At 45.1% G+C, this 25,026-nt stretch carries 27 protein-coding genes; 6 read left to right on the top strand and 21 right to left on the bottom strand.

Translation table 11 applies throughout. The annotated features are described in order from the left end of the window. Positions 1 to 156 precede the first annotated feature (156 nt). The 15 genes from ACSW3C_RS12570 to ACSW3C_RS12500 form a co-directional block, all read right to left on the bottom strand. Complete coding sequence (locus ACSW3C_RS12570) at positions 157 to 570, bottom strand: MarR family winged helix-turn-helix transcriptional regulator (RefSeq protein ID WP_486562963.1); 414 nt, start codon at positions 568 to 570, stop codon at positions 157 to 159. Positions 571 to 671: 101 nt separating this feature from the next. Further along, positions 672 to 1,421: an SDR family NAD(P)-dependent oxidoreductase gene (locus ACSW3C_RS12565; RefSeq protein WP_486562961.1), complete on the bottom strand. Its 750-nt coding sequence runs from the start codon at positions 1,419 to 1,421 to the stop codon at positions 672 to 674. Between the two features lie 31 nt (positions 1,422 to 1,452). Next, positions 1,453 to 2,718, bottom strand: a complete 1,266-nt coding sequence (locus tag ACSW3C_RS12560; protein ID WP_486562960.1) for an MFS transporter — start codon at positions 2,716 to 2,718, stop codon at positions 1,453 to 1,455. A gap of 754 nt (positions 2,719 to 3,472) precedes the next feature. Continuing rightward, the gene (locus ACSW3C_RS12555) at positions 3,473 to 4,558 is read right to left on the bottom strand and encodes a LolA family protein (RefSeq protein WP_486562958.1); all 1,086 of its coding nucleotides are present in this window, start codon (positions 4,556 to 4,558) and stop codon (positions 3,473 to 3,475) included. Then, positions 4,555 to 6,009: a HAMP domain-containing sensor histidine kinase gene (locus ACSW3C_RS12550; protein ID WP_486562956.1), complete on the bottom strand. Its 1,455-nt coding sequence runs from the start codon at positions 6,007 to 6,009 to the stop codon at positions 4,555 to 4,557. Before ACSW3C_RS12550 ends, ACSW3C_RS12555 begins: the two co-directional genes overlap by 4 nt. Further along, complete coding sequence (locus ACSW3C_RS12545; RefSeq protein WP_486562954.1) at positions 6,006 to 6,707, bottom strand: response regulator transcription factor; 702 nt, start codon at positions 6,705 to 6,707, stop codon at positions 6,006 to 6,008. The genes ACSW3C_RS12550 and ACSW3C_RS12545 overlap by 4 nt, the downstream gene beginning before the upstream one ends. Positions 6,708 to 6,926: 219 nt before the next feature. Next, on the bottom strand, positions 6,927 to 8,219 hold the full coding sequence (locus tag ACSW3C_RS12540) for a polysaccharide deacetylase family protein (protein ID WP_486562952.1): 1,293 nt from the start codon (positions 8,217 to 8,219) through the stop codon (positions 6,927 to 6,929). A gap of 275 nt (positions 8,220 to 8,494) precedes the next feature. Next, complete coding sequence (locus tag ACSW3C_RS12535; RefSeq protein ID WP_486562950.1) at positions 8,495 to 9,223, bottom strand: ABC transporter permease; 729 nt, start codon at positions 9,221 to 9,223, stop codon at positions 8,495 to 8,497. Then, entirely contained in the window at positions 9,220 to 9,948 is a 729-nt protein-coding gene (locus ACSW3C_RS12530; protein WP_486562948.1) for an ABC transporter ATP-binding protein, read from the bottom strand. The genes ACSW3C_RS12535 and ACSW3C_RS12530 overlap by 4 nt, the downstream gene beginning before the upstream one ends. Then, a complete protein-coding gene (locus tag ACSW3C_RS12525; protein ID WP_486562946.1) occupies positions 9,945 to 10,379 on the bottom strand; it encodes a helix-turn-helix domain-containing protein in 435 nt (144 codons plus the stop codon). Before ACSW3C_RS12525 ends, ACSW3C_RS12530 begins: the two co-directional genes overlap by 4 nt. Positions 10,380 to 10,604: 225 nt before the next feature. Continuing rightward, positions 10,605 to 10,805 carry a hypothetical protein gene (locus tag ACSW3C_RS12520; protein ID WP_486562944.1) on the bottom strand — a complete coding sequence of 67 codons (201 nt, stop codon included), beginning with the start codon at positions 10,803 to 10,805 and terminating at the stop codon, positions 10,605 to 10,607. Positions 10,806 to 11,060: 255 nt separating this feature from the next. Next, positions 11,061 to 11,630: a lysozyme inhibitor LprI family protein gene (locus tag ACSW3C_RS12515; RefSeq protein ID WP_486562943.1), complete on the bottom strand. Its 570-nt coding sequence runs from the start codon at positions 11,628 to 11,630 to the stop codon at positions 11,061 to 11,063. Between the two features lie 120 nt (positions 11,631 to 11,750). After that, positions 11,751 to 12,269: a DinB family protein gene (locus tag ACSW3C_RS12510; protein WP_486562942.1), complete on the bottom strand. Its 519-nt coding sequence runs from the start codon at positions 12,267 to 12,269 to the stop codon at positions 11,751 to 11,753. A gap of 660 nt (positions 12,270 to 12,929) precedes the next feature. Beyond that, positions 12,930 to 13,586 carry a zf-HC2 domain-containing protein gene (locus ACSW3C_RS12505; RefSeq protein ID WP_486562941.1) on the bottom strand — a complete coding sequence of 219 codons (657 nt, stop codon included), beginning with the start codon at positions 13,584 to 13,586 and terminating at the stop codon, positions 12,930 to 12,932. Next, a complete protein-coding gene (locus ACSW3C_RS12500) occupies positions 13,567 to 14,070 on the bottom strand; it encodes an RNA polymerase sigma factor (protein ID WP_486562939.1) in 504 nt (167 codons plus the stop codon). Before ACSW3C_RS12500 ends, ACSW3C_RS12505 begins: the two co-directional genes overlap by 20 nt. A 383-nt stretch (positions 14,071 to 14,453) precedes the next feature. Between ACSW3C_RS12500 and ACSW3C_RS12495 the strand changes: the two genes are divergently transcribed. Genes ACSW3C_RS12495 through ACSW3C_RS12475 form a run of 5 tightly spaced genes read left to right on the top strand, consistent with a single transcriptional unit; the run spans position 14,454 to position 18,385 of the window. Further along, a complete protein-coding gene (locus tag ACSW3C_RS12495; protein WP_486562938.1) occupies positions 14,454 to 15,170 on the top strand; it encodes an SDR family NAD(P)-dependent oxidoreductase in 717 nt (238 codons plus the stop codon). Further along, positions 15,170 to 16,198 (top strand): S-adenosylmethionine:tRNA ribosyltransferase-isomerase, encoded by a 1,029-nt coding sequence (locus ACSW3C_RS12490; protein ID WP_486562937.1) that lies wholly within the window; start codon positions 15,170 to 15,172, stop codon positions 16,196 to 16,198. Before ACSW3C_RS12495 ends, ACSW3C_RS12490 begins: the two co-directional genes overlap by 1 nt. A 13-nt stretch (positions 16,199 to 16,211) precedes the next feature. Beyond that, positions 16,212 to 16,559, top strand: a complete 348-nt coding sequence (locus tag ACSW3C_RS12485) for a VOC family protein (RefSeq protein WP_486562936.1) — start codon at positions 16,212 to 16,214, stop codon at positions 16,557 to 16,559. A 34-nt stretch (positions 16,560 to 16,593) separates the two neighbouring features. Next, a complete protein-coding gene (locus tag ACSW3C_RS12480) occupies positions 16,594 to 17,712 on the top strand; it encodes a GAF domain-containing sensor histidine kinase (protein ID WP_486562935.1) in 1,119 nt (372 codons plus the stop codon). A 31-nt stretch (positions 17,713 to 17,743) separates the two neighbouring features. Then, positions 17,744 to 18,385, top strand: a complete 642-nt coding sequence (locus ACSW3C_RS12475; protein ID WP_486562934.1) for a response regulator — start codon at positions 17,744 to 17,746, stop codon at positions 18,383 to 18,385. A 52-nt stretch (positions 18,386 to 18,437) separates the two neighbouring features. Here the strand turns inward: ACSW3C_RS12475 and ACSW3C_RS12470 are convergent, their stop codons facing one another. The 4 genes from ACSW3C_RS12470 to ACSW3C_RS12455 form a co-directional block, all read right to left on the bottom strand. Continuing rightward, entirely contained in the window at positions 18,438 to 18,992 is a 555-nt protein-coding gene (locus tag ACSW3C_RS12470) for a biotin transporter BioY (protein WP_486562932.1), read from the bottom strand. Then, positions 18,989 to 20,368 (bottom strand): adenosylmethionine--8-amino-7-oxononanoate transaminase, encoded by a 1,380-nt coding sequence (bioA, locus tag ACSW3C_RS12465; RefSeq protein WP_486562930.1) that lies wholly within the window; start codon positions 20,366 to 20,368, stop codon positions 18,989 to 18,991. The genes ACSW3C_RS12470 and bioA overlap by 4 nt, the downstream gene beginning before the upstream one ends. After that, complete coding sequence (gene bioD, locus ACSW3C_RS12460; protein WP_486562929.1) at positions 20,365 to 21,057, bottom strand: dethiobiotin synthase; 693 nt, start codon at positions 21,055 to 21,057, stop codon at positions 20,365 to 20,367. The genes bioA and bioD overlap by 4 nt, the downstream gene beginning before the upstream one ends. 191 nt (positions 21,058 to 21,248) lie before the next feature. Continuing rightward, entirely contained in the window at positions 21,249 to 21,686 is a 438-nt protein-coding gene (locus tag ACSW3C_RS12455; protein ID WP_486562927.1) for a cell wall hydrolase, read from the bottom strand. 174 nt (positions 21,687 to 21,860) lie between these two features. Here ACSW3C_RS12455 and ACSW3C_RS12450 point away from each other — a divergent pair, with 174 nt between their 5' ends. Then, on the top strand, positions 21,861 to 23,516 hold the full coding sequence (locus ACSW3C_RS12450) for a transglutaminase domain-containing protein (protein ID WP_486562925.1): 1,656 nt from the start codon (positions 21,861 to 21,863) through the stop codon (positions 23,514 to 23,516). Between the two features lie 97 nt (positions 23,517 to 23,613). On the opposite strand, the gene ACSW3C_RS12445 is transcribed toward ACSW3C_RS12450, so the two are convergent. Both ACSW3C_RS12445 and ACSW3C_RS12440 read right to left on the bottom strand, forming a co-directional pair. Further along, positions 23,614 to 24,123: a GNAT family N-acetyltransferase gene (locus tag ACSW3C_RS12445; protein WP_486562923.1), complete on the bottom strand. Its 510-nt coding sequence runs from the start codon at positions 24,121 to 24,123 to the stop codon at positions 23,614 to 23,616. A 66-nt stretch (positions 24,124 to 24,189) separates the two neighbouring features. Continuing rightward, positions 24,190 to 25,023 carry an ROK family protein gene (locus ACSW3C_RS12440; protein WP_486562922.1) on the bottom strand — a complete coding sequence of 278 codons (834 nt, stop codon included), beginning with the start codon at positions 25,021 to 25,023 and terminating at the stop codon, positions 24,190 to 24,192. Positions 25,024 to 25,026: the final 3 nt, after the last annotated feature.

The following is a 25,026-nucleotide window of genomic DNA, read 5'->3' as shown; positions in this document are numbered from 1 at the left end:
AAACTAAATATTTCTTTTACACACATTTTAAAAGCAGATATTAGTATAAAAAGCTATATACTTGATTATCAAGGGATGTGTATTCGAAGGGAACTCTTCATTGAATGACCTAATAGGAGAGTAACCATTTGCAGCTTACCACAACATCATGAGTACTTACGAATTTAATTTCTCATATATCCTTAGCATTTGCTGCTGCTCCTCGGTTGATAATTTTTCGAATAGCTTTTTGCGCAGGATCTGCCCTTCCAAATTGGCACGTTTCACGATTTCGATGCCTTCCTCTGAAATGGACAAATATACAATACGGCGGTCCTCCTCGTCTGTGGAGCGGACGGCGAGTTTCTTTTTCACGAGTTTTTCTGTCAGATGCGTGACGGTAGGAGGCGTCAGACCAAGTACTTTTGCAATATCGGAAGGACGGCTTTTCCCGTGTACCATTAAGTGACCGAGCAAAAGAATATGGGAGACGCCTAACTCCTCGTTGAATGTTTTATTCCATTGGATGATTAAGTTATTTGTGAATTTATCCATGTTATGAATGATCTCAAAGATTGTTTCTTCCTTCATACTTCTCCCTACTTTCCAGATGTAAGTTCCTTTATCATACAGAACTTTTTCTATAAAAATAAGCCCAGTTTAGGAAAAACCTAATTTGGGCTTATGTTGTCTTATCTTATTTTAATTGATCCGCCGTCTACCATGATCGTTTGGCCGGTAATGTAGTCTGCGTCAGCACTCGCTAAAAAGACTGCTGTGCGTCCGATATCATTCTCCGGATCTCCTAAACGTCGCTTCGGTATGCGGTTGATCATGCCATTGTATGCTTCCGGCGCGCTTTCTCGCCATGCTTCTACGCCAGGCGTCAAGGCAATTGGCGAGATGATGTTGACGTTGATGCCGTCTGGACCCCACTCGTTTGCCGCAACACGTGAAATGGCGCGGATTGCTTCCTTCGCAGCTGCATAGGATGCTTGAGTCACTTGTCCTTCAAGGCCTGCTCCAGAAGCAAAGTTAATGACTTTTCCTTGTGTCTTTTTTAATTCCGGGTAAGCAGCTTGCATGAAATGGAACGTCGGGTAGAAGCCAGTCCCAAACGATAAGTTCATCATGTCCATTGTCGTTTCTGCGAACGGCGCTTGGCGGGACGCATGGGCGTTGTTCACTAGAATATCCAGCTTGCCGAATTTCGCCACGACTGCTTCGACGATTCCTGGAATGTTTTCTTGTTTGGAAATATCTTGGATGATGAGCATGCTTTCTGAGATCTCATTTAACTCTTTCAGCGTCTCATTTCCTTTTTCTTCATTCACATCCACTACTGTAATATGCGCGCCTTCTTTCGCCATCGCAAGAGCCATTCCTCTTCCGATGCCTGAAGCGCCTCCTGTAATGATGGCAACTTTCCCTTGTAACCTCATCTATTCCCTCTCCTTTTCACAGTTCATGCAATTAATTCGTCCAGAAACCTCGGTCAATCAATTTCTTTTTATTCGCGAATGCTACGAAGACACAACCGATATTTACAACAATCATGATGAGCAGCGCGTATAGTACAGACGTGTAGCTTCCTGTAGCATCATAAACGAACCCGTATGCTGGCAATGCAATGATGGAGGACACGGCAAGCCCTAACGAAGCAGTGGAGAAAATCTCACTATATGCTTTCTTGCCGAATAGGTCCGTCGCAAGTGCCGGCGCTACGATACCGATGCATGAACTTACCAATCCGAAAATCCCGACAGCTACTGTGATGACTGTTGTACTGTTGTTTGCAAAAAGAAGTAGACTGATTGCGATTGCTCCCGCAACCATGGCAAAAATAGCAGTCATTTTGGATCCAAGTTTATCGACCAAAAAACCGAGGATGAGCGAGCCAATCAAGATTCCAAGCATGTACGTTCCCATTACATTTCCTGCAAACGTCATATCAAATCCTTGATTGATTAGATACTTCGGAATATGCAAGGAAAAACTTGCAACCGATGTAATCAGGAAGAAGAAGACCATCAGTGCATAGAGAGCAACTGATTTTTTGGCTGTCGCCAAGTCAATGCCAGCTTCTGCGCCTGCTTGTTGCGGTTTGCCCTCTATTGTTGTCGCCTCTTGTGCACCGTAAGGCAAAATGCCTTTTGCTTGTGGGGAGCGTTTAATTAACATCATGGCAACCGGCACGACAATCAAAATGGCTGCGGCGCCAATGATCATATAAGCAGTGCGCCAACCAAGATTTCCAATTAAACTTGCAGTGATTGGCTGTGCAATCGCACCAAGCCCGCCGCCAACTGCACTTAGCACGCCTAATGCCAATCCATTGCTTTTCCTGAACCATTGGTTAATGACAACAGGTCCTGCGATAACGGTAATAAATACGCCGCCCATCGCGAGAGGAATCGCCAATAGATACCAGCCCCACGCGGAACTCATGAAACCGAATAAAGCATATGCACCTGCCTGCAAGACGATAGCGGCGGACAAGACAAGACGTGTGTCATACTTTGCCATAAGCTTTCCGGCAATCGGCAAGAAGACCATCGTCACAACTGCAGAAATACTGAAGTAAAGGGATAATTTCCCCATCCCGATGCCAAGATCATTGGTAACAGCCGTCAGGAAAAGACCAGCCGTATTGTTGACAGCCCCTTTGCCAATCCCGACGATCAAACTGATTGCAATCAGGATGATCCATGCGTAATGAAATTTAGATGATTGTTTCATTTGTTTTAATCCTTTCTCAACTAACTTTTAATGGCATTGCCCAAAAATCTATTTGCCTCTATACGGCAAGGCTGTTTAATTCATTTCCATAAACTATAAATACTATTCATATATAATATTCTTTCATTCCAGACTCTATCGTAATTCCCGTGCAACTCCATTACAACGGATATCATGTTTTCCGTATTTCGTCACCGAACCATCTCGTAAGCCAACACTCCCACTTTCAACGAACTAAACAAAAGCTCATCTTGGCTTTCTTTCCAATAAAAAATCAATACGATCTATTGCAATAATCGAAGGAAAAATGATATCACTTACGTTTAGTGTGGATAGCAGAGCAATTTCTACTTCTCCAAATCATTTATACCTTCTAATAATTAGGCGCCTAATTGTTTAACACTTTGCTATTGTAATAAAACTATCGATGCTATGCAACCAAAAAAGGCTATTTTGTGACGAAAAAAGTTTTTTTCTACTCATTTTCACGCATAATCCTTTGACAATTCACCCCGAGTTCTATACCACGATAGTTACAAACAGAGTGTCTTATAACAAAACAAGAGGCTGCCGACATGCAAAATAAAGAAGTGCCTGCATAAGAGGCGGAAAGCCTCTCCTACTGGTTCCGTTCTCCCTCTCAATTAGCCACCTAAGCCACTTCGAACAGGTTCGCGCAGTCCTATCACGACACAAAAAAGAACACACGCCCCCAAGCGTGTGTCCCTACTTATGCTTATTATTCAAATCATGTTCATTCCACTACGACCATTTCATCTAAATATGCTTCCACTTCTTCAAACCCAATAGTAGGGTTTTCCAGCAGGATTACATATTTCAAGCCATCCTCTTCCCATTCCAATGTACGGAATCCCTTGGTATCTATTTTTGAGCCTTTCAGTCCGCGAATCGTAATTTCTTCTTCAGCAGGCAGACCTCCGAAGTCTGTCACGTTCGACGATAGCTTAAAGACGGTTACGGAGAAAGCCGGTTCACCTTCTTTTGAATAGTCGAACGAAAACTCCTGGCGGCCTTCTAAACCATCCTCGACGGTAATCCGATCGAGCTGCAAGTCTTCCGTCTCCGGGATTTGATAGTACGCGCCAAGTTCCTTTTTCACTTCTTCCTGAGTCGTTTCATCTGGAATCATGCTTTCTTCATCAAACGCTTCGATCGTCGCGTCTTCCGGAATATCCAACACAAAGAGATCGTCCGTTATTTCCGGCTTGAAATCAATCAGGGTGTACTCTTGCGTCAGGGAGACGCCATTGCTTTCGGAGAAAGATTTTAGCACAATCCATGTTTCTTTATCGATCCACATTTCATATTTGCCGATTATCATTTTGTCATCTTTTGGTTCCGCGATAATATGAAACGTTTTGCGTCCAGCGATTTTCTCTTCTTTCCCTACTGAGAGGTCGTGCGTGTCCTTGACAGTTTCAAGAAGCATTTCGGCTTGCTCGCGTGGTGATTGATGATTAAAAGTGCGCAAACTATCTTCGTTCATTTCCATAATCATTGCCGTGTTGCTAGCCTCATCGTAGAAGGATAGTTTCTGGCCGTCATTGACAGCAGTCATGACTTCCGCATTTTCACCCGATTTCATTTCAATACGACGCTTGCCTTCTGCTGAAGCCCATTCCTTCGCTTTTATTTCATACTCATTTTCCGAAATCATTACGTATTCCCCATAGTATTCGAGTGGCCCGTTTGCTTCCTTCAACACTTCATTGATGACTTCCTTCGGTGAAAATTGGCCTTCCTCCGAGCTGCATGCCGCGAGCCCGATGGCAAAAAACAGCAGGACACCAATAGTTACAGTTGTCTTAATCCAATTCATTTTTCTTCTTCCCCTTTCCTTTCAGGCAGCCAGCAAATGACTGCTGTTCCAATGTTCTGGACAGAGGCCATTCGCACGATGCCTCCATGTTTTTCAATAATTTGTTTCGTAATGCTCAAGCCAAGACCCGTGCCGCGCTCTCCCGCTTTCGTCCTGGCTTGGTCGGCTTGATAGAGCGGCTGGAAGACTTGTTCTATTTCCTGTTGGGACAGTCCCGCTCCTTCGTTTTGGACAATCAAATACATGCCCCCATCCCTCGTCAATTCACTTTTTACAAAGTCCAAGCACCATTCAGGTATATTGTCCGGTTGAACTGCAGCAAGTCCGATGGCTCCGCCGGGCTCCGTATGGGCGATGGCATTCGACATCAGGTTGTCGACAACCCGCATCAATTGCTTGGAATTTACAATGTAGTCGCCTGTTACGTCACATGCCACCAGCAAGTCAATTCGCTTTTCCGCGCAAAGCGTTTCGTAGCCGGACACAAGCATTTCGAAAAATTCTTCCCCGTCTACGGGCACGAGTTCCATTTCATACGTGTTTGATTGCAGCAATGTGTACATGAGCAGGTCATCAAGCATCTGTCTCATATAATTCGATTTTGCGATGATGATGTCGTGGTATTCTTGCTGGTCGTGCGTTGAAGAGCCTGCCTGCAGTGCTTCTGCATAGGCCCGGATGGATGTCAGGGGCGTCTTCAGATCATGTGAAATACTGGCGATCATGAATTCCCGCTGCTGTTGTTCCGCCGCAAGCCTCCGGTTCGCCTCTTGGAGCTCTGCCCGCATGGATTCAAAGCTATCGGCCAATTCCCCAATTTCGTCATGGCGTTTCGGTATCGTTTGGACAGGCTCTCCTTTTGCAAATGAATTCATTTGTCCCATCAAAAGATGAAGCGGCCTGTTTAATTTCTGGTTGACGAGCCAGACGACAGCTCCAAACAGCAGAAGGAAAAAGGCTCCAAAGATTGCGGTCACAAACCAAGTCCGCCGTTCCACACCGGCTACCCATTCATCCCGGATCCATATAATCTCATAGACACCTACGATGTTGTTCCCTTCCCAGACAGGTTCCTTATACGAGTATCGGCCGAAGGATTGCTGAAGCTCATAAAAATCTTTATAGAGCTTTTCTTTTTTATCAAATAACAAATTCCCCTGCTTGAGCGGGTTGGAGGAATAGAGCATTAACCCGGAGCTGGTATACAATGTGATCGAAAGCCGATCCGTGGCGAGCTGTCCGACCTCCGACCAATCCGCATCCTTCTTATAGAGGGAAGGCTCCCGGACGACAGACTGCACCGCATTCAACTCGATCCAATTATCCACGTGCTCGGCCACATTGCGGTCTTGGTGATAGTTATTAATCCAGGCGAAGAGGCCATATGCCGCGCCGAGCGGCAAAAGCATGACGATGAAAAAAGAGAGAAGCAGCCATGTCCTGATTTTCATTGCGGCTCACCAATGAAGCGATAGCCTTTCCCCCATACAGTCTGGATGAAATGCGGTGTCTTCACGGGATCGTTCAATTTTTCCCGGAGTGATTTAATATGCACGGTTACAGTATGCAAATCCCCGATTTCAGACTGCTGCCAGACATGACGATACAGTTCATTCTTTGAAAAGATATGCTCGGGATTCCCGGCAAGCAGCTTAAGCAGTTCAAATTCTTTAATGGTCACCAGCACTTCTTCACCGTTCAAAAATACCTGTTCCCGCTTCCAATCTACCTTCAATCCATTTGCAAATGACGAGTGTTCCATCTCCTGCGCTTGGCCATTGTAGCGCCGCCACCTCCGCAAATGAGAAGCGACACGGGCTTTTAATTCCGCCAGGCTGAATGGCTTGGCAAGGTAATCATCCGCCCCGGTGTCCAATCCCTCGACTTTGTCTTCATCTTCCTTCCGGGCACTGATCATGATGATCGGCACATCGCTCTTCCATCGGATGTTTTGGCAAAGCGTAATGCCATCCATTTCCGGCAGCATCCAATCGACAAGCACTAAGTCGAACGCAGTCCACTGGAAATCATCCCATCCTTCCAGCCCGGTCGTCGCCCAAGTCACTGTATAGCCTTCCTGCCGAAGCGTATCCCGGATAATCCGAGCGATTTCCGCATCATCTTCCACTAACAGTAGCTGTTCCTCCATCGCCTTACCTCCTGACTCCAATGTATCATCGTTTTTCTATATCTCTCGGAACTTTATAAAAGCTTTATATCTTCCAACTAGTACCCTTGTATCCATCCTACCATTTTTGGGAGAATTAAAAAAAGACCAGCGTCCGTAGGGGCCGCGAGTCTCTTCATCTTCACTTTTGTTTGGATCTGGCCGGAGTTGCGGATACCCCATAGGAATGTCTCTCTACTCCTACTCCATCTCTCCATTTATATACTGGACAAATTGAGCGAACGACTTTTTCTCTGTTATGCCGAAACGGCTTACTTCATAATTGGACGTGCGTCGATCCGCATACCCCTCATTTGTTGTAAATCCGATAAGCAAACCGGTTTCTTTCGCTGCTTCGAGGAAGGCCTCATCATAATGCCCAAACGGATAGGCGATTGTGATGGCGGACGACAAGTGTTCTTTGTTTTTCTGTAAATCTTCCATAATCGTTTCTTTTGAAAGACCTAGTGCAATTCCGACATTCCCTGCCTCTGTCGTCTCCAGTGCATGGAGTTCGTGGGTATGCGCTTCGTATTGGAAAACGTCTCTCATGTCTGCCATCTCTGCTACGGTCAAAAACTGAAGTGGCCCGTTTGCATCAAATAGCTGCGTTCCCTGTGCCCGATCGGTACGTGAGGAAATGATATGCTGCATCGCCTGGAAACCATATTGTTTCAAGAGAGGATATGCGTATTCCTTCGACGACAGCAAGCCGTCGTCAAACGTAATGACAACAGATCGGCTTGGTACAATCAGCCGCCCCTCCAAATAATCATAAAGCTGCTCCGCTGAAAGTGTCTTGAAACGATGATCCGCTAAATAGGACATCTGCTGTTCGAAAGATTCAAGGGAAACCGTACTGGCAGTCGTAGTCATCAAGTCGCTGGGCAAAATATGGTGATAGACCAGCACAGGCAAGCCTTCATCTGGCACTACGGACTGTTTCGCTATATACCCCGGCCGCTCCCCCAGTTTAATTACATACCACTCTTCTGTCTCCTGGATCACCGGATACCGGAATCCTTCTTCGATTTGCAAAAAACGCTTACTGTGCTTGTCAGCCCGTTCATACACGTCTGTCCGTTGCACGGTTTTTACAGCAGCAAGCTGATCCACATGCGTGGATACAAGCAATTTCATCGAATCCACCGTGCCGTGCCCCTTCGGAATGAAGGCAATCATCTTTCCTACTCTTATGGAATAGTACGCTTCATCTTCCCCTTCAATTGCTACGGGCTGATTTGCTTCCAACTCCCCGATTTGAACGAGTGTTTCCCCTCGCATATAAATCGGCAAGCGTTTATCCAACGTCAGCACTCGTTCCATTTTCATCTTTTTTACTGAAGCATCACCTTGTATCAATTGTGCAAATGCTTTACCATGCGATCCATTTAGAAAGGATAATCGCGCAGAATCGCTAAACACAACCAAAAGCAAGCTGCCTAATAAGAGAATAGTAACTAGTATATGCCTGCTATTATATATTTTTCTCATACAACCACCCCCGCCATCATGTAAGCAACCTACAGACGGAGATTATGAGAAAAAGTTTCAAACTTCCTTAATAGAATTTTTTGTACAAAAAACGCCCGCTGCAATAGCTTTGCGGGCGTTCTATTTTGGATTGATTAATATATGTTATCGATACAACCTGCCCTTTGGATATGTATGGTGAGCCACTACATCACACAAAAGTAAAGGCCTATAACTTTGATGATTCTCTTTTTTAAAGCCTTTGGACAAGTAGCAACACCCTGTAGATCAGTGTTTTATTCTTTAATTCTTCTTGAGAAAACATAAATGGCAAGCACTGTTATGCCAATACCGTAACCAAGCACCCACCAGAGATGAGGCAACAGACCAACATTATTACCTTGCATAACGGCTTTCCCCATTTCGACCGAATGGACAAACGGCAAAGCATATGCGATTTTCTCAAACCAACCGCCAACAAGTTCTAAACTGAACCATGTCCCCGATAACCAGGCAGTCAGATTAGTGAGCAACGCCCCGCAAATTGCTGCGACCGCTTTTTCATTGAAGAGGCTGCCACATAACAATCCGATCCCTATAAACAGAACAGTAACTGGCAAGATGGTTATGATAGCGATTGGAATCTTCCACGTTAGCTCCATCCCGAGCAGCAGGGAAACACTATAACAAATGACGGTCTGCATAATCGCCATGGGAATGAGGGGCAGCGTGTATCCGGTGATGAAGTCCTTGGCTGTCATGGGGGTCGTGAACAACCGTGTTAATAACTCACTGACTCGATCCTTTGCAATCATTTGTGCAGAGAATAAAGTCATGAAAGACAAGCCAAAGACCGCGATACCAGGCGTTAGATTGGTGATAGAGAAAACAGCGTCCGGGATATTTTGATTAATGAGCGTCAGCAACAGCAACAGAATTATTGGAAACGCCAAGCCAAAAAACAACGTCAGCGGATCACGGATCATTTCTTTTGTAGTCCGGGAAGCAAACATCATTGTTCTCATACCGCCACCTCTTCGACTAATGCGACAAAGGCATCATCAAAAGAAGTTGAACCTGTTAGCAATTTTAATTCCTCCGCTGTTCCAGTGGCCTTGACTTCACCGGCCTTCAAAATACAAATGCGGTCTGACAAACTCTCTGCTTCTTCTAAATAATGCGTTGTCAGAATGATAGTGACCTTTCCCTTCAACTCTGAAATCACGCGCCAAAGTTCGCGCCTTGCCAATATATCCAGTCCTAATGTCGGCTCATCTAAGAATAAAATTTCCGGTTCGCCAATCAAGGCCATTGCGATGCTTAAGCGTCGCTTCCAGCCGCCCGAAAGCGTCTTGCTCCGCTGCTTCGCATATGGAGTAAGGGAGAATGCTTGCATCATGTCGGCCACTTTTCGCTTACGCTCACTTTTCGAAAAACCATGCACACCCGCCATCAGATCCAAATTTTCATAGACAGATAAATTCGGAGCAATTGCCGTTTCTTGGGGAGAGACCGCGATAACCTGTTTTACTTGATCGGACTCTTTTACAACATCATGTCCTAAAATGACCGCTTTCCCACTGGTCGGCAACAACAACCCCGACAGCATCTTAATCAGAGTGGATTTTCCGGCTCCGTTAACACCGAGCAGCGAAAACAATTCCCCTTTTTTGATCGACAATGACACGTCTCTAATCACAAGCTGATCACCATACTGTTTGGTTAGATGCCGCAATTCAATTGCTTTCATTGCGTATCCTCCTCTGGATCAACAAGGACACCCGGCGGAAAAAATCCTTGAATGTATTGTTGCGGAACAATCGCTAATCCCCGGTCTTCATCTCCTACGATAATAAGTGTATCGCCGGCTTCGATTCGGAATAGCTCCCGTGCTTTTTTCGGTATGACGATTTGTCCCCGGTCGCTCACAGTCGTTGCTCCAAAGAAATGCTTTCCTTTCGGCGGCACCGACACGCCCGCCTTTTGCTCGTCGTAGTTCACAAGATTATCAAGCGTCACATCATACAATCCTGCAAGTTGGATACAAAACTGCAAATCAGGTGTCGACTCACCTCGTTCCCACTTCGCAATGACTTGGCGGGACACACCCAATTCCTCCGCCAATTCCTCTTGTGTAAAATGATGCTGCTGTCGCAGCCGTTTCAAATTCATACTTATCATACATTTCACACCTCCTTCCTCAGTATGCTTTCATTTCTGATTATCGTCTATCAACAACGCGTAACACCGATGTTCGACTTTGTATACATCCCGACCCTAAAACCTGTAAACGGCTTTTCCCAATCGCATGCCCCAGTCAGACGCCAGTAACTCGGGGGAACCGCAATTAAACCGCATGAACGCCAATAAGTCGGGCTGAACGCCAATAACTCCAGACGAACGCCATTAACTCGGGCTGAACGCCAATAACTCCGGACGAACGCCATTAACTCGGTCTGAACGCCAATAACTCCAGACGAACGCCATTAACTCGGACTGAACGCCATTAACTCCAGACGAACGCCAATAACTCAGTCTGAACGCCATTAAAGCCAGACGAACGCCAATAACTCCGGACGAACGCCAATAACTCGGACTGAACGCCATTCACTCCAGACGAACGCCAATTAATCCAGACTTACGCCAGTAAGTCGAGGTGTACGTCTGGCTATACCATTTTTCTCAGCCTTACCTGCAGATAAAAAAATCTTTATGACAACCGCCGTCCCGATCGCTCCTGCAATTTGACGGACCGTATTGTTGACGGCTGTACCGTGTGTAACCAGTTTCTTCGGTAACGCATTAAGGCCCGCACATCGGCGAGCCCATTCGGCCTTTACTGCAATACTAAAATTTGGAACATTACTTCATATACTTCGCCACTAACTCATAGCATCTGTCTCTCGTTAAACTCGCTTGCACCGCTACATACTCCAAGGATTCCATCGAGCCGCGTTGATAAGCGAGCGATGCCTTTTTGGCTTTCTCATCCCGTTGTTGAATCCATTCCCGCTGCTCTTTTCGTAGTTGTTCCATCTGTTTAGATCTGATCTGTTCCTGCAGCAACCCGTAGATATGGTTCAGTTCATTGTTCCATTTTTCAAACCGCTCCGTTTCTTGGTTCTCAAGCTCTACAGTCGTCGTACCCGCTTCTCCGTTCCGATCTTCCTCTTCCATCTCATTAAGTTTCGTAAGGTACTGCTCTTTCGTCAGCTCCTTATTTTCCATATCAGGCTTCTCATTGGACGGTTTCGTCTCAGACTCTACTTCTTCACTGGAAGCATTGTCCGAAATCGAGTCAAGTTCATTTTGTGTTTGTAGCGACGTGTCATCCGGTTTTGCAGTTGGCTCCTCCGAAGTGTCCCCGCATGCCGTTACTATCCCTAGGCTCACTGTCAACAGTATCATCGAAAACGCGCGGTTCTTTTTCACTTGCAAAACGACCTTTCTTTTTCTAGGATGAGATCTTGTTTACATTCTAAAGAGTGTGCTTTACAAGTTCAATGATCAGGGTTTATTAAAAAACGCCATTACAATATGGCGCTTGTCCTGCTAGTTCGTTGAATTGATTTCATACAGATAATAAATATAATCCGTCGGGACACCCGCCTCTCCTTGCTGGCGAATCATCGCGGATATATTCCCCCTGTGATAGGTGCCATGGTTGACGACATGATGAACAAGCTCAGCGAGATTTGTTTCCAGCCGGCCATACTGGGGATGCTCCGGGAAGACTTCCTTCTCCATGTCGCCTACTTCAGCGAAATATGCCCGGTATGTAGTAGCCGATTCTCCAAACAGTGATTCTATCGTATCCAATCGCTTATCGCCAATCTTCTCTTGCGCTTCCCGCATGGAAGCTTGAATGACATCCATCGCCTTGCCCTGCATTACTCCTAGCCAGATTGTGTCCGTCATGAAAATATGGACCAGCGTATCCGCGATAGACGGAAACACACTTTCAATCTTTCGATCATAGACCTCCTTCGGCAGTTCCCTCAATCGAAAAAATAGGCGATTGTTCGCCCACACATGGTAATCATACATTTGTACAGCAGGGTGCTTTTTCATCACTCATCGCTCCTTCTGATTGTGTTCCTACCTTAGTATTTCGCATTGATTGGCAGAATCCTTTATTCTCGAGTCTGTTTTTTTATTCGCCAGGTTCAAGAACTGTCTACCAAATAACAAAAGGATTGGAAATCAATTTGATGTCCAATCCCTGTGAGTTACCCATCTTTTTTTAATCAAATAAACAACAAAACCTATCGCTGACGGAATCAAAAACAGAATAGGCATACTCCAATCAATCACTAAATCGATATTCTCAGATCCGAAGTAGATATACGAACGAAGTAAGCGAAAGGAAAACAGTATCATAATAATGGCGAGTATGAGCGTGAGTTGTAAAATGTACTTTTTCGCTGATAGTACTGTGATTGTAAGGGGCAGGGTAGTTAGAATGCATAATAAAACAAAGAACCTTCCCTCTCCATCTGTATAATTTGGAGGGCTGTTGACTGTGATCATGAGCCGAAAAATGACAGTAATTAAAAACATAGCCACACTAAACCAAGCGCTGATTATGAATGCGATATTCCTTACTATATTTTCTCTCATCGCGGCCTCTCTTTTAATATTATTAATTATACATATTTTAACATTACGCCCTTACAATGTATATTGATAACTGCTGTAATCGTACATCCTTTCACCGAGACAAGTCCTTGGTTAGTCTTTCGCGTTTTGAGGCTTATACAGATCCTTCAATAAAATCTCTTCCGTTCTATCCTTATACTTAATATATAGTTTATCCTTCTCTGTCAGCTTCCGTTCTTTCCCGTTGTAAAGTAACAATGTGTTTTCATCCACAAAGGTGAATGATACATTACTGCCATCTTTCGTGAGAGTAGAAACCTCCGAGAAATCATTCCACTTTTCATAAACAATGATCATATTATAGTCCGTTCCGGAGTGTTCGATTGGCAAGAGAAACCGATTATCGTGTTTCGTTTGAAAAGATAACGTCACTGTTTGGTTATGCTGGTTGACGTTTAGCTGTACATCGTCTTCATCTGCAATCCACATATGGACAAAGAGGATGTAACAGCCAATCCCAATCGTCAAGAAGACAGCTAGCAGTGATCCAACAATCGTAAAAATCTTCTTCTTATTTCTCGACTTCACCTTTTTAAAATAGTCGATATTTCTCTTCTCTTTTATTTGTTCCTCCGTCTGTTCCACTGACAACTCCTCTTGCATTTCATTCAGATATTCACGGCAATCCTCGCACACTCTCATATGTTCTTCCATTTGCCGATTCGTTTCGTCACTCGTCAGGTTTTCAATATAACTCGGTACCAAATCTTTAAAAACGTGATGATTCATCTGTCCGATCACCCTTCCGTATTTGTTGTTTTGCGCGATAGAATGTGACACGCGCCCAGTTTTCGGTCTCTCCAAAAATAGAGCCGATTTCCTTGAAAGATAAATCCCCTAATAACCGGAGATACAGGATTTCACGTTTCACTTCATCAAGCTGATGCGCCAGTTTGAAGAAATGTATTTTGTCTTCGTTTCGAAAATATTCCTCTTCCAACGTATGTGACACTCTATCGTCCTTGAGTGAACCCAGCAGCTGGTTCTTTTTCTTCTGGCGATTCACTTCTTGCAGCCACATGTTTTTGGCGATGGAGCATAACCAGGTGGAAAATTTCGCTTTTCCGTCAGGACGAAAGTTATCGATTGACTTAATGGCCTGGTAAAACGTCTCTTGTGTTAATTCCTCCGCAGCCTCGCTATCCTTTGTAAGGGTCACTAAGTATCGAAAAATAAAGTCTCCGTATTCTTCATAGATCTCTTCTTTTTTCACTATGTACCTCCTCTCACTCTCAGACTTACGTTCAATCTGTTCTATGAAAAATTGAGACTTTGAAAGTCAAATCATCTATATATCATGAAACCTATCAATTCGTTACAATGTTTTTTTGTTTTTATCCTCTACGTTCAATAAAAAAGCTGTAACCAAACTCTTTTCATCTAGAGTTTGTTCACAGCTTGTACATTTCATATAAAAGTAGCTGCTTCATCTTCCAAAAGGACACACATTTATCCAATTCATCATAGCACAATATATCCGCCTCCCCGCCCCTCTCCTCCATCGAAAGTCGTAGAAAAGTTCAAGCTTTTCTACGAGGGAAAGATTTCTTGCCATCGATATACTTTGGATAGCAAGCAAATAAAGGAGAGATTGATATGAAAAATAAAGTTGTCATGATCACAGGTGCATCAAAAGGGTTAGGTAGAGCATTGACGTTAGCCTTTGCAAAAGCGGGGGCAAAGCTGGCCATCTGCGCCCGAACTTCAGAAAATCTGCAGCTGGTAAAAAAAGAAGCGGAGCTGTTTGGAGCGGAAGTGCTGGCGATAACCGCGGATGTATCGAATGCACGGGATGTGGAACGGTTCGTTGCCACGACGGAAAATGCGTTCGGCCGGATTGATGTATTGATCAATAACGCATCCATTTTAGGGCCTAGCCCGATGCCGATGCTTCTTGACTATCCTGAAGAGGATTTTGCCGAGGTACTGCGGGTCAATGTCGTGTCCGTATTTTCAGTCGCAAGACGCGTCCTACCTGGCATGCTCGAGCGAAACGAGGGTTCCATCATCAATGTCACTTCGGAAGCTGGCCATACGGGCTATGCCGGCTGGGGAGCGTACGGCATTTCCAAATTCGCGGTGGAAGGACTCACGGAGACTTGGGCGGATGAGCTGCGCCATACGAATGTGCGCGTCAATATGGTCGACCCTGGGGAGATGAACACAGACATGCATCGGTTAGCCGTTCCCGACTGCGATTATCCATTAGCAAACCCTGAAGATGTCGTGGATGTGTTTCTCCACCTCGCTTCAAGTGATTCGTCTGAGATCCACGGGCAGCGTCTGGAATCCCAGCCGGAAGGTGAAGCATGATGGCCGTCAAATCATTGGATTTTCACCTGCCGGATGAACTAAATGCTTCCCACCCTCCTGAAAAAAGGGGCTTGCGAAGGGATCATGTCAGAATGATGGTGCTGAATCGGACAACGGGAGAAATTCAACACGACCGATTTGATCATGTACTGGATTATCTACAACCGGGCGATCTGGTCATTTTAAATAACAGCCGCACGATACCTGCCGTCTTGCAAGGGAAATGGTCACGGCAGCAAGAGCTATTAGGAGCACAAGTGGAAGTCCGATTGGCACGCCGAAGAAATGAAGATACATGGGATGCATTGATCATTGCGGGACCTATCCAACCCGGTGATACCTTGCATTTTTCAGCGGATTTATTGGCTACCGTTATCGAAAACCGGGATGCTTCCCCGCTAACCACTATTCAGTTTTCCAAAAAGGGATCGGATTTGTTTCAAGACATATATTCTCTCGGCGAGCCGATCCGGTATGAATACATTCAGGAACCATGGGAATTGGATAGCTACCAAACCGTGTTCGGCAGCCATCCTGGATCGGTTGAAATGCCGTCAGCCGGCCGGGCGTTCAGCTGGGAGCTCCTCTTTTCCTTAATGCAAAGAGGCGTCGAAATCGAGTATATTCAATTGCACACGGGATTGAGCTATTTGCTTGATGACGATTACGAGCAGTCGCCGGAGGACAATGAAGAAGACTATCATATTTCCGAGGGTACTATGCAGAAGATTTTGCAGGCAAAGGCTTCCGGGAACAGAGTGATAGCCGTCGGGACAACAGTCGTGCGAGCTCTTGAAAGTGCTGCGCTGACGAACGCGCTGTCCGGCGTAACGAATCTATATATTAACCGCCATTACCCTTTGCAGCTGGTCGATGGGATGATAACCGGCCTGCACGAACCAAAGGCCAGCCACTTGGAGATGCTGTCCGCTTTTGTTTCCGAGAATCATTTACAAGCTGCCTACGCGGAAGCCATCAAATCACGCTACTTATGGCATGAATTCGGGGACATGAATCTAATTATTTGAGGGGGTTGGTCGTATGCACTTCCATCATTACGGGTTCGGCGTGAGAAACCTTGACGAAGCGATCGCCTTTTATCAACAGCTACTCGATTTTGAAATAGAAACCCGATTCACTTTTATGGAGGAAGCGATTGTGTTTCTAACCTCAGGAGATTTCCGGATTGAATTGATTGAAACAGAAGAAGACGAGAATACAATCCATTTTTGTTTTGAAGTGACCAATCTTCAGGAAGTGATGAGCCGGTTGGATAAAATGAAAAAGATCGAAGGCCCCTATCAACTTCACAACGGATGGAAAACCGTTTTTTACGAAGGACCCCATCGAGAAATCATAGAGTTCCTTCAAACGGCAAGTACAGTATAATGGATGTATATTAAGACGGCTGGAGGGAAATGGAATGTCTGGAGAAGCACCATATGAAGATATCACCGTTTTAAAAGAAATCGCCGAGCTTTTAAACGAAGGAACGGATACGAAGACAGTACTCTCCGGCGTTCTACAAAAACTTCTTCAGGTCACTGGACTGCAAACCGGCTGGATCTTTTTGATCGATGTACGCGGCAGGCACGAGCTCATCGCAGATGTCGCGTTGCCTCCTGCTTTACTGAACCATAATAAATTGAGATTGTGCCAGGGGAAGTGCTGGTGCGTCAATCGATATAATAACCATGAACTAAATAAGGCGACGAATATTATCGAATGTAAACGCATTGAGGATGCGATGGCAGAGGAGGCCGGCAACACATGCGGGCTTACCTATCATGCCACCGTTCCCCTTCGTGCTGGCGAGGAACGGTTCGGCATCTTAAATGTCGGCTCTCCCTATAAGACGCATTTTGAAAAAAATGAATTGGCATTGCTAGAGGCAGTCGCTTTCCAAATAGGAACAGCCTTGAAGCGTATCAAGCTCACGCATAGAGAACAGGAAACCGCATTGATTGCCGAGCGGAACCGGCTGGCACGAGATCTTCATGATTCCGTGAACCAGCTGCTATTCTCCTTGAGCCTGACAGCAAGAGCAGGCGTGGAGATGACATCCGAGGAAGATGTAAAGCAAACCTTCCGGTACATACAAGACTTGACCCAGGAAGCTCTTGGGGAAATGCGGGGATTGATCTGGCAATTAAAACCGCAAGGACTTGAAAACGGTTTAGTGAGCGCTCTCGGCAGTTATGCTGAAATGATCGGCCTTTCCATCGAAACGAAGATGACCGGGGCCGTCAGTTTACCAGGCAAAGTCGAGGAAGCACTGTGGCGAATCGGACAAGAGGCGCTCGCCAATTGTAAAAAGCATGCCAGCACGAATGCAGCCGTGCTCTCCTTCCAGGCGGGCGAAAATGAGGTAAGGATGACCATTCAGGATACCGGATGCGGCTTTCATTATGATGAAAACTCCCCCATCCTCTCGCTCGGCTTACGCAATATGAAATTGAGGACAGAAGCATTGAATGGACAATTCAAAGTAACGAGCAGGCTTGGAAGCGGGACGACAATCCATATTCGGATTCCGTTGTAAGGAACCACTCTATGAGAAGGAGGAAAAGCGAATGAGCATCCGTATTTTAATTGTCGATGACCATCATGTTGTCCGAAAAGGGCTTGTCTTCTTTTTCCGTACTCAGCCGGATTTAGAAATCGTCGGGGAAGCGGCAAATGGAAAGGAAGCCGTTAAGCTCGCTAATTCCCTGTTGCCGGATTTGATTCTTATGGATCTCGTCATGCCGGAGATGGATGGCATCGAAGCGACGAAACACATCAAACAACAACATCCTGACATGAAAATTATGATGCTCACGAGTTTTTCCGACCAAGATCATGTCCTTCCTGCACTCGAAGCGGGTGCCTCTGGGTTTCAATTGAAGGATATCCAGCCGGATGAGCTTGTCACGTCATTGAAGAAAATCATGAACGGCGAAAACCAGCTGCACCCGAAAGCGACCTCCCATCTCATGAACACATTCACGAATCAAGGCAGGCAGGACAAAGGACGTGTCGAGGAATTAACAAAGCGGGAGCTCGATGTCCTGCAAGAAATTGCGAAAGGAAAGAGCAATAAAGAAATCGCTTCTTCCCTGTTCATTACCGAAAAAACGGTAAAAACCCATGTATCCAATGTACTCGCCAAGCTTGAGCTTGCCGATCGGACGCAGGCTGCATTGTATGCGGTGAAGCATCGGTTGGTGGATTGAACCGGTTAAGGCATAAAAGACTGGGCAGTGAAACACACCCAGTCTTACCAGCTCATTTTCTAATAGAAGAAAAAACTTTCCACAATCTCATCGTCAACAATCCTGCCAAAACGGAAATGATTACATCCCCGGCAATGCCATAAACAACTCCCACCATAATTGCTTGTCCCCAGCTAGTGTCAATCCCCATCCACGTATTAAGCGCCATATATAAATAACTGACGCCAACGAGATATACGACTGCTAACCCAGCAAGATTGGCAAAAATGAACTTATAAGCCTTCGGTTTCCTAAAACGTTCCGAAATCAACCCAACGACGAACGCCGCCACGACAAATCCGATCAAATAGCCAAACGTAGGCTGCAGGACATAACCGATTCCTCCACCTTGCGTGAAGACGGGAAGACCTGCCAGACCGGTCACTACGTAAAGAAGCTGGCTTTGGCCTCCTCTCCTGCTCCCTAACAGGCTTCCCGCCAGGAACACAAAGAGCGTTTGCAACGTGAACGGAACATAAGGCAATGGGATTTTAATAAACGCCCCGACTGCCGTTAGAGAAGCGAACAACGAGACAAGTGCCAATGAATAGGTTAGATTTTTCTTCACTTCTTCAGCACCTTCAATTCGTCCTGTCTTCTCTCAAGGTATTGCTGGATCGATTCATTCGCAATCATGATCATGCGCTGGATTTCCTCTTTTGAAATGACATAGGGCGGCATAAAATAAAGGACATTGCCAAGCGGACGGAGGAGCAGCCCTTTTTCAAGCGCAATTTTATAGATTTGATACCCCACTCTCTCTTCAGATGGAAATGGTTCTTTCGTGGCTTTGTCCTGTATTAATTCAATCGCTCCTACCATTCCGGTTTGTCGATATTCGCCGACATGAGGCTGGCCGCTGAAAACTTGTGAAGCAAGTTCCTTCATATACGCTCCTTTGTCCTGAATTTGCTTTATGTACTTCTCATCTTCGAAAATCTGCAACACTTCAAGCGCCACTCTACAGGCCAGCGGATTTCCCGTATAGCTGTGGGAATGCAAAAAGGCTTTCATCGTTTCATAGTCATCATAAAAAGCATCGTATATCTCCTCTGTCGTCATGACAACGGACAATGGCAGATAACCTCCCGTCAGTCCTTTGGAAAGGCACATGATATCTGGCGTGATACCCGCCTGTTCACATGCAAACATCGTCCCTGTCCGCCCAAAACCGACTGCCACTTCGTCCGCAATCAAATGGACATCATATTGCGAACAAAGCTGCTTCAGCCGACTTACATAACCCGGAGGATACATTTTCATGCCAGCCGCAGCTTGGATTAACGGTTCAATAATAACAGCCGACAGTTCCTCATGATGCCGCTTCAATTTTTCCTCAATAGCAGAAATGCAAGGTGTGTTGCAGCTTTCGGGTCTCTCCTGAAATGGGCATCGAAAGCAATCCGGCCCTTCCGCACGTATTGTTTGCAGCAATAGCGGCTGAAACACTTCGTTGTATAGACCGACGCCTCCGACGGAAAGAGCACCTAGCGTTTCACCATGATACGCATTGGACAATGCAAGAAAACGAGTTTTGTTCGGTTTGTTTTTTTGCTTATGATATTGAAAGCTCATTTTCAGGGCGACTTCGACCGCTGAGGATCCGTTGTCCGCAAAGAACACTTTTGTTAAGCCTTCTGGCGTAATTTCAGCTAACTTTTCAGCTAAACGCACCGCAGGCTCATGAGTAAAATTTGCAAAAATGACATGCTCCAACTGTTTAGCCTGTTCGGCAAGGGCATGGCTGATCCGTTCATTGGCATGGCCGAACAAATTCACCCACCAGGATGACACTGCGTCTATGTACGATTTGCCGTTTTCATCATATAAATAAATGCCTTTCCCACTTTTTATTACGATAGGCGGAAACTCTTCATAATCTTTCATTTGGGAACAAGGATGCCACACATGGCGTAAATCCCTTCGTTGTATATTAGAGATCATAGACTCCGCAACCTTTCAAAAAACGCATCCGCATCCTCTAATTGCAACTCTTTCAAATCTGCTGCGTTTTCCAGCTTCGGAATAAGAATTACAGGTAACCCTGTAGCCTGACGGATCGTATTGACATTATCGACTTCAAGTTCAGTACCCTCAAATGCATTACAGACAATTCCTGCGATAGGAATGCCTTTTGCCTGCAATGCCTCGACTGTTAATAACGTGTGGTTAATGGTTCCAAGTGCTGTGCGAGTCACCAGTACGACAGGCATTTGTGTTTCTTTTATGAGGTGATGAAAATAGTAATTCCGTTTCTCATCTAGCGGAACAAACAATCCACCCGCCCCCTCACAAATTACATATCCATATTGCCTCTTCAGTCTTTCGATATGCTCAAGGATACGTTTCTCATCAATGCTCGCTCCTTCTAATCTTGCAGCATAATGAGGAGAAGCAGGCTCCTTAAAGGAATAACTGTTGATGTCCTGTTCATCCAGTTCCATTTCACTGAAGGACCGATAAAACTGAGTATCGCCGTAATACGTGAGGTCCTCTTCCTCAATTAGCCCTGTCTGAACCGGCTTATAGGGCAGCACCTCCCCTTTGGTTTGGAAATAACGCATCAAAATTGTCGTCACTATTGTTTTTCCGACATCAGTATCGGTTCCGACTACCCAAAAATAGTTCGCCATAAAATCCCTCCTCAAATTTTGTGTTAACCATAACGAAATATAGGTTAACACAAATTGAGGAGGTTTGTGAATATAGTAAAATAATTTTTTTCGAGATATAAAAAAGTTTCCCACCCAAGTGAGAAACTCTTTTTCGGATATGTGTCTTCATGACCAATCAAAGTAATCCCGTTTAAAAGGCTCTCGTTTAACTAACTGTAAACAGCATCACAAGTCCCCGCCGCCGGTTCATAAAAACAATGATTCTTAAATTGTCCTGTAAAAGGTTGCCCATACCACGTCGGTGGACAAGGGGCATACGGATTAAAGTACCAAAGAGCATATTTCGCTGGATGCTCTCTCCAATACTCCAGATTTTGCTTGGCTAATCTCTTTTCAGTTTCTCTCGCTCTTTGATAAAACATATTGCCCTTTTGAACTGCTTCGAACGAATAATTCCCCCCTTGCACTTGGAAAATTACATCCTCGATGGATCGAACATCCCGAAAATCTAAACAATCCGCCACTGCCCGATTCACAATAACATTGCCGACATATAACATGCCTTGTTTCCCTTCACCCTCAGCTTCCGCCCGCATCATTCTTGCCATTAAAGCAATATCGGCATCACGGTATTTCACTCTCGGCATTCTTTCACCTCCAACTATAGAATATGAAAGCAAAACTCTAATGATACACCTGAACGAGGACCGCATAATACAGGACGGCCTTTTCTCACACCGATTTAGACAATACTCTGTTTTAAACTATCGCAATAGTGCTATTATTGATATACATTACTTACTAGGGGGAATCTGACATCTATGAAAAAATTTTATATAGCATTTGTCAGTTTGGTGAGTTTATTCATATTGAGCGCCTGCACGAGCGGGTTTGCTATTACGGAAGAGCAGAAGCAGGGGGCGGCGTATGAGGCGGCCGCAAAAAAGAAGAACGATGAACTGGAAAAAGAACCGGTGGAGCTGTCACCCTATGCCCGGAAATTAGGCGCATCTTTGACACAGCCTATTTACAGGGAGATAGCATCTAACGGAGTCGTGACAGTCGAAGGGACAATTGAGCAGCATGAAAAATTGAAAGGTGACTATGTAGTAATTGACATTGGCTTTAACGAAGGAAAAGAACTTGGCGATTTGGTCTCTCATTATGTACCTATTGAGGACGGTACATTTAAACAGGACTTGAGGCTGTTCAATGGAAAGGGAGATTACTTGGTAAATGTCCAGCTCCCCAGTACGATTTTCGAAGAATCATTTGATGACATGACTACTTTCTCTGTCATTAATGTAAATCCAACTACGGATCATGGAATTGTCTACACCCCGTTCGCGCAAGCTGCGGATCTCTCACTCCAGGCACCTGATAGCAGGTACGTAAAAGGAAACGAAGTCTTTACACTTAAAGGAAAGGTTGATACAGCCGAAAATATTATGCTCGTACTCTTCAAGGGCGAACAATCCTGGTCACATATACTCTCTGTCAAAAATGGTGAATTTTCGTATGACGTGCCATTACCTTACGGAAAAGGAGTTCATGGATTAACAGTTTACCTACCACCAGAAAACCAGGAGAAATATTATCAACAAGGTGCTGTGGTCTATATCGACAATCAATCCGATCTCACATTTGAGCCAATCCAAAACACGACGGATGAGCGTGGAGTCCATTTTGCCTCACCCGCTAAAAGTGGCGAAGAAGCCGGTTTAACTTATCGCATTTCAGGCACCATTGACAAAGATGACCCCCTTGCCAAGGAGACGACACACCTCTTTATTGAGATAGAGAAAGACAACGAACTAGCATATTCCGTTATTCCAATCGACAATTATACATTCGACGATCAGATCTTTCTGAGATTCGGAGCTGGCACATATAATGTGACGGTCCATGTGCCGGAAGCAAGAGGCAAAGAACTGTATTATGTAAATATTGCTGAGTTTTCGGTAGTAAGTAAGGACACTGAAGATCAACGCAATCTCTTGCCGTCCAAGGGCGTCCAATCCGATGCGCCGGAAATCATTGCACTTGCAAGGGAACTTATTACCGACGAGATGTCCGATCGTGAGAAAGCGAAAGCCGTTTACGAATACACCGCTAAGAACATTTCTTATGATGTGAAAAAATGGGACGATAAAATGAATGAATGGGATGACAGTGCTTTAAAAACACTTCAGTTGAAGAGTGGGATTTGTGGAGATTATTCGTACCTTGCTATAGCTTTGCTACGTGCGTCCGGAATGGAAGCACGGTATATCGTAGGAACAGCTTTCAATGGTTACACCACGGATTATCATGCCTGGGTGGAAGTGAAAGTGGACGGAAAATGGCTTACGATGGATCCTACATGGGGCTCCGGCTATACTAGTGGGAATGCATTCATACCGAAGTATACGGAAGATTACTTTGATCCGACCGAGGAACTATTTAAGACGCACACACGGCTGGAAGTGAGATATTAAGCACGATGTGATGGATAACGCAGTACAACACCAAAGGATAGAAAGAGGTCTCTCCTAAATTTCGAGAGACCTTTTTTATGTGAAAGGTTCGTCCAGCTCAATCACCAATAAATAAAACCATCAAATCCTCATCAAAATACTCACCCATGAATTTCAGCGCATTTCGTTCAACACCGTAGACCTCAAATCCCAACGATTTATATAACCTCTTGGCAGATTCATTAGCAGATACAACCGTCAAGTGGATCTGTTCCAACCCCTCGCAGCTTTTCGCCCTTTGAATAAGCTCCACCAGAAGCGCTTTACCCACACCCTGCCCTCGGACTTCTGGAGCAACATACATCCCAAAAATATTCCCTTTATGACTCGTTTTCAGGTTATTGTCGCGCATAAATGTAACAATCCCTACTAGCGAATCGGTTTCATCAAAAGCCCCTAAAACAAATTTGTCTATCGCTGGCTTTATTCGCTCTTCAACAGTTTCGATTGAGAATCTCACTTCTCTCTCATATGTTGACCCGAATGCTTCCGGATTGACTTGTAATGCACGCAATCGTACTTGTTGGTACAGCTTGGCATCGGATTTGTTCAAGACACGAATATTCATGAGCCATCCCCCTTTATCCAGTTTCACCTTTCTCTACTAAGCATCCTGACTTGCTACGATTCACAATCACATTGACTGTTTTGAACTCGCAAAAAGCATGGCACCTTGTGCAACCATATAGGGAGCTTCCTGCGCTTTGTGGATTGAGCACGCGTCCCAGAGATCTGGAAGAGTATTCGTTTTTGCAACTTGTAACGCGGCTTCATAATAGCCTTTGTATGGAAGGGTTCCGCCACCTAAAATAATCTTGTTAGGATTCAAAAGGTGAATAATCGTAGAAATGCCTATCCCTAAATATCCACCTGCTGAATGAATAATTTCTTTTATCGATTCATCCTCTTCCTCTAGCAGCGTATGTACTGTATTGGCATCGACCTTGGCTCTCGCGAGAATGCTCGCTCCACTTGCCAGCTCATCTAACTTTCGAATGCCCTCATTAGTAGGAATCGGCATACTGCCCAACTCGCCGGCCCACCCTTTACATCCTTTGATAAATTGCCCATTCAGCTTCATGCCCATCGCTATACCCGTCCCCACCATCAGAACCACAAGATCGGGGTTGTCATCTAAAGAAGCCTCTCGTACAAGGGCTGCCTTTACATCATTAATCATATAAACACGCTTGTTAGTGAATCGTAGAAAATCAGTATCCATCCCTGCAAGATGCGGGAGAACATCTGACAAAACAACCGTGTTCTCATTTTCAACTAATCCGGGTACGGCAATGCCTATGCTATCCACGTTAAAAGGCAAATCGTTGAGAAAGCGTACTATTTCCTTTTGTATCTTCTCGGGTGTGCAGTCTCTTCCCGTTGGAACGGGTCTGGAGATTCTTTCACCATTGTATTCAGCTAGCATCAACATTTTTGTACCGCCAATATCAATTCCTATTGCTGTCATCGT

Source organism: Sporosarcina sp. AD_1 (assembly GCF_057373025.1).
This window is presented reverse-complemented; position numbering and strand designations above follow the sequence as displayed.

Coding starts and splice junctions, on each gene's coding strand:
- ACSW3C_RS12450 (WP_486562925.1), top strand. CDS start 21,861: ATGAAAAAATTTTATATAGCATTTGTCAGTTTGGTGAGTTTATTCATA.
- ACSW3C_RS12445 (WP_486562923.1), bottom strand. CDS start 24,123: ATGAATATTCGTGTCTTGAACAAATCCGATGCCAAGCTGTACCAACAA.
- ACSW3C_RS12565 (WP_486562961.1), bottom strand. CDS start 1,421: ATGAGGTTACAAGGGAAAGTTGCCATCATTACAGGAGGCGCTTCAGGC.
- bioA (WP_486562930.1), bottom strand. CDS start 20,368: ATGATCTCTAATATACAACGAAGGGATTTACGCCATGTGTGGCATCCT.
- ACSW3C_RS12475 (WP_486562934.1), top strand. CDS start 17,744: ATGAGCATCCGTATTTTAATTGTCGATGACCATCATGTTGTCCGAAAA.
- ACSW3C_RS12525 (WP_486562946.1), bottom strand. CDS start 10,379: ATGATAAGTATGAATTTGAAACGGCTGCGACAGCAGCATCATTTTACA.
- ACSW3C_RS12480 (WP_486562935.1), top strand. CDS start 16,594: ATGTCTGGAGAAGCACCATATGAAGATATCACCGTTTTAAAAGAAATC.
- ACSW3C_RS12490 (WP_486562937.1), top strand. CDS start 15,170: ATGGCCGTCAAATCATTGGATTTTCACCTGCCGGATGAACTAAATGCT.
- ACSW3C_RS12540 (WP_486562952.1), bottom strand. CDS start 8,219: ATGAGAAAAATATATAATAGCAGGCATATACTAGTTACTATTCTCTTA.
- ACSW3C_RS12505 (WP_486562941.1), bottom strand. CDS start 13,586: ATGAATCATCACGTTTTTAAAGATTTGGTACCGAGTTATATTGAAAAC.
- ACSW3C_RS12545 (WP_486562954.1), bottom strand. CDS start 6,707: ATGGAGGAACAGCTACTGTTAGTGGAAGATGATGCGGAAATCGCTCGG.
- ACSW3C_RS12440 (WP_486562922.1), bottom strand. CDS start 25,023: ATGACAGCAATAGGAATTGATATTGGCGGTACAAAAATGTTGATGCTA.
- ACSW3C_RS12560 (WP_486562960.1), bottom strand. CDS start 2,718: ATGAAACAATCATCTAAATTTCATTACGCATGGATCATCCTGATTGCA.
- ACSW3C_RS12485 (WP_486562936.1), top strand. CDS start 16,212: ATGCACTTCCATCATTACGGGTTCGGCGTGAGAAACCTTGACGAAGCG.
- ACSW3C_RS12550 (WP_486562956.1), bottom strand. CDS start 6,009: ATGAAAATCAGGACATGGCTGCTTCTCTCTTTTTTCATCGTCATGCTT.
- ACSW3C_RS12535 (WP_486562950.1), bottom strand. CDS start 9,223: ATGAGAACAATGATGTTTGCTTCCCGGACTACAAAAGAAATGATCCGT.
- ACSW3C_RS12510 (WP_486562942.1), bottom strand. CDS start 12,269: ATGAAAAAGCACCCTGCTGTACAAATGTATGATTACCATGTGTGGGCG.
- ACSW3C_RS12530 (WP_486562948.1), bottom strand. CDS start 9,948: ATGAAAGCAATTGAATTGCGGCATCTAACCAAACAGTATGGTGATCAG.
- ACSW3C_RS12555 (WP_486562958.1), bottom strand. CDS start 4,558: ATGAATTGGATTAAGACAACTGTAACTATTGGTGTCCTGCTGTTTTTT.
- ACSW3C_RS12570 (WP_486562963.1), bottom strand. CDS start 570: ATGAAGGAAGAAACAATCTTTGAGATCATTCATAACATGGATAAATTC.
- ACSW3C_RS12495 (WP_486562938.1), top strand. CDS start 14,454: ATGAAAAATAAAGTTGTCATGATCACAGGTGCATCAAAAGGGTTAGGT.
- ACSW3C_RS12520 (WP_486562944.1), bottom strand. CDS start 10,805: ATGGCGTTCAGTCCGAGTTATTGGCGTTCGTCCGGAGTTATTGGCGTT.
- bioD (WP_486562929.1), bottom strand. CDS start 21,057: ATGGCGAACTATTTTTGGGTAGTCGGAACCGATACTGATGTCGGAAAA.
- ACSW3C_RS12455 (WP_486562927.1), bottom strand. CDS start 21,686: ATGCCGAGAGTGAAATACCGTGATGCCGATATTGCTTTAATGGCAAGA.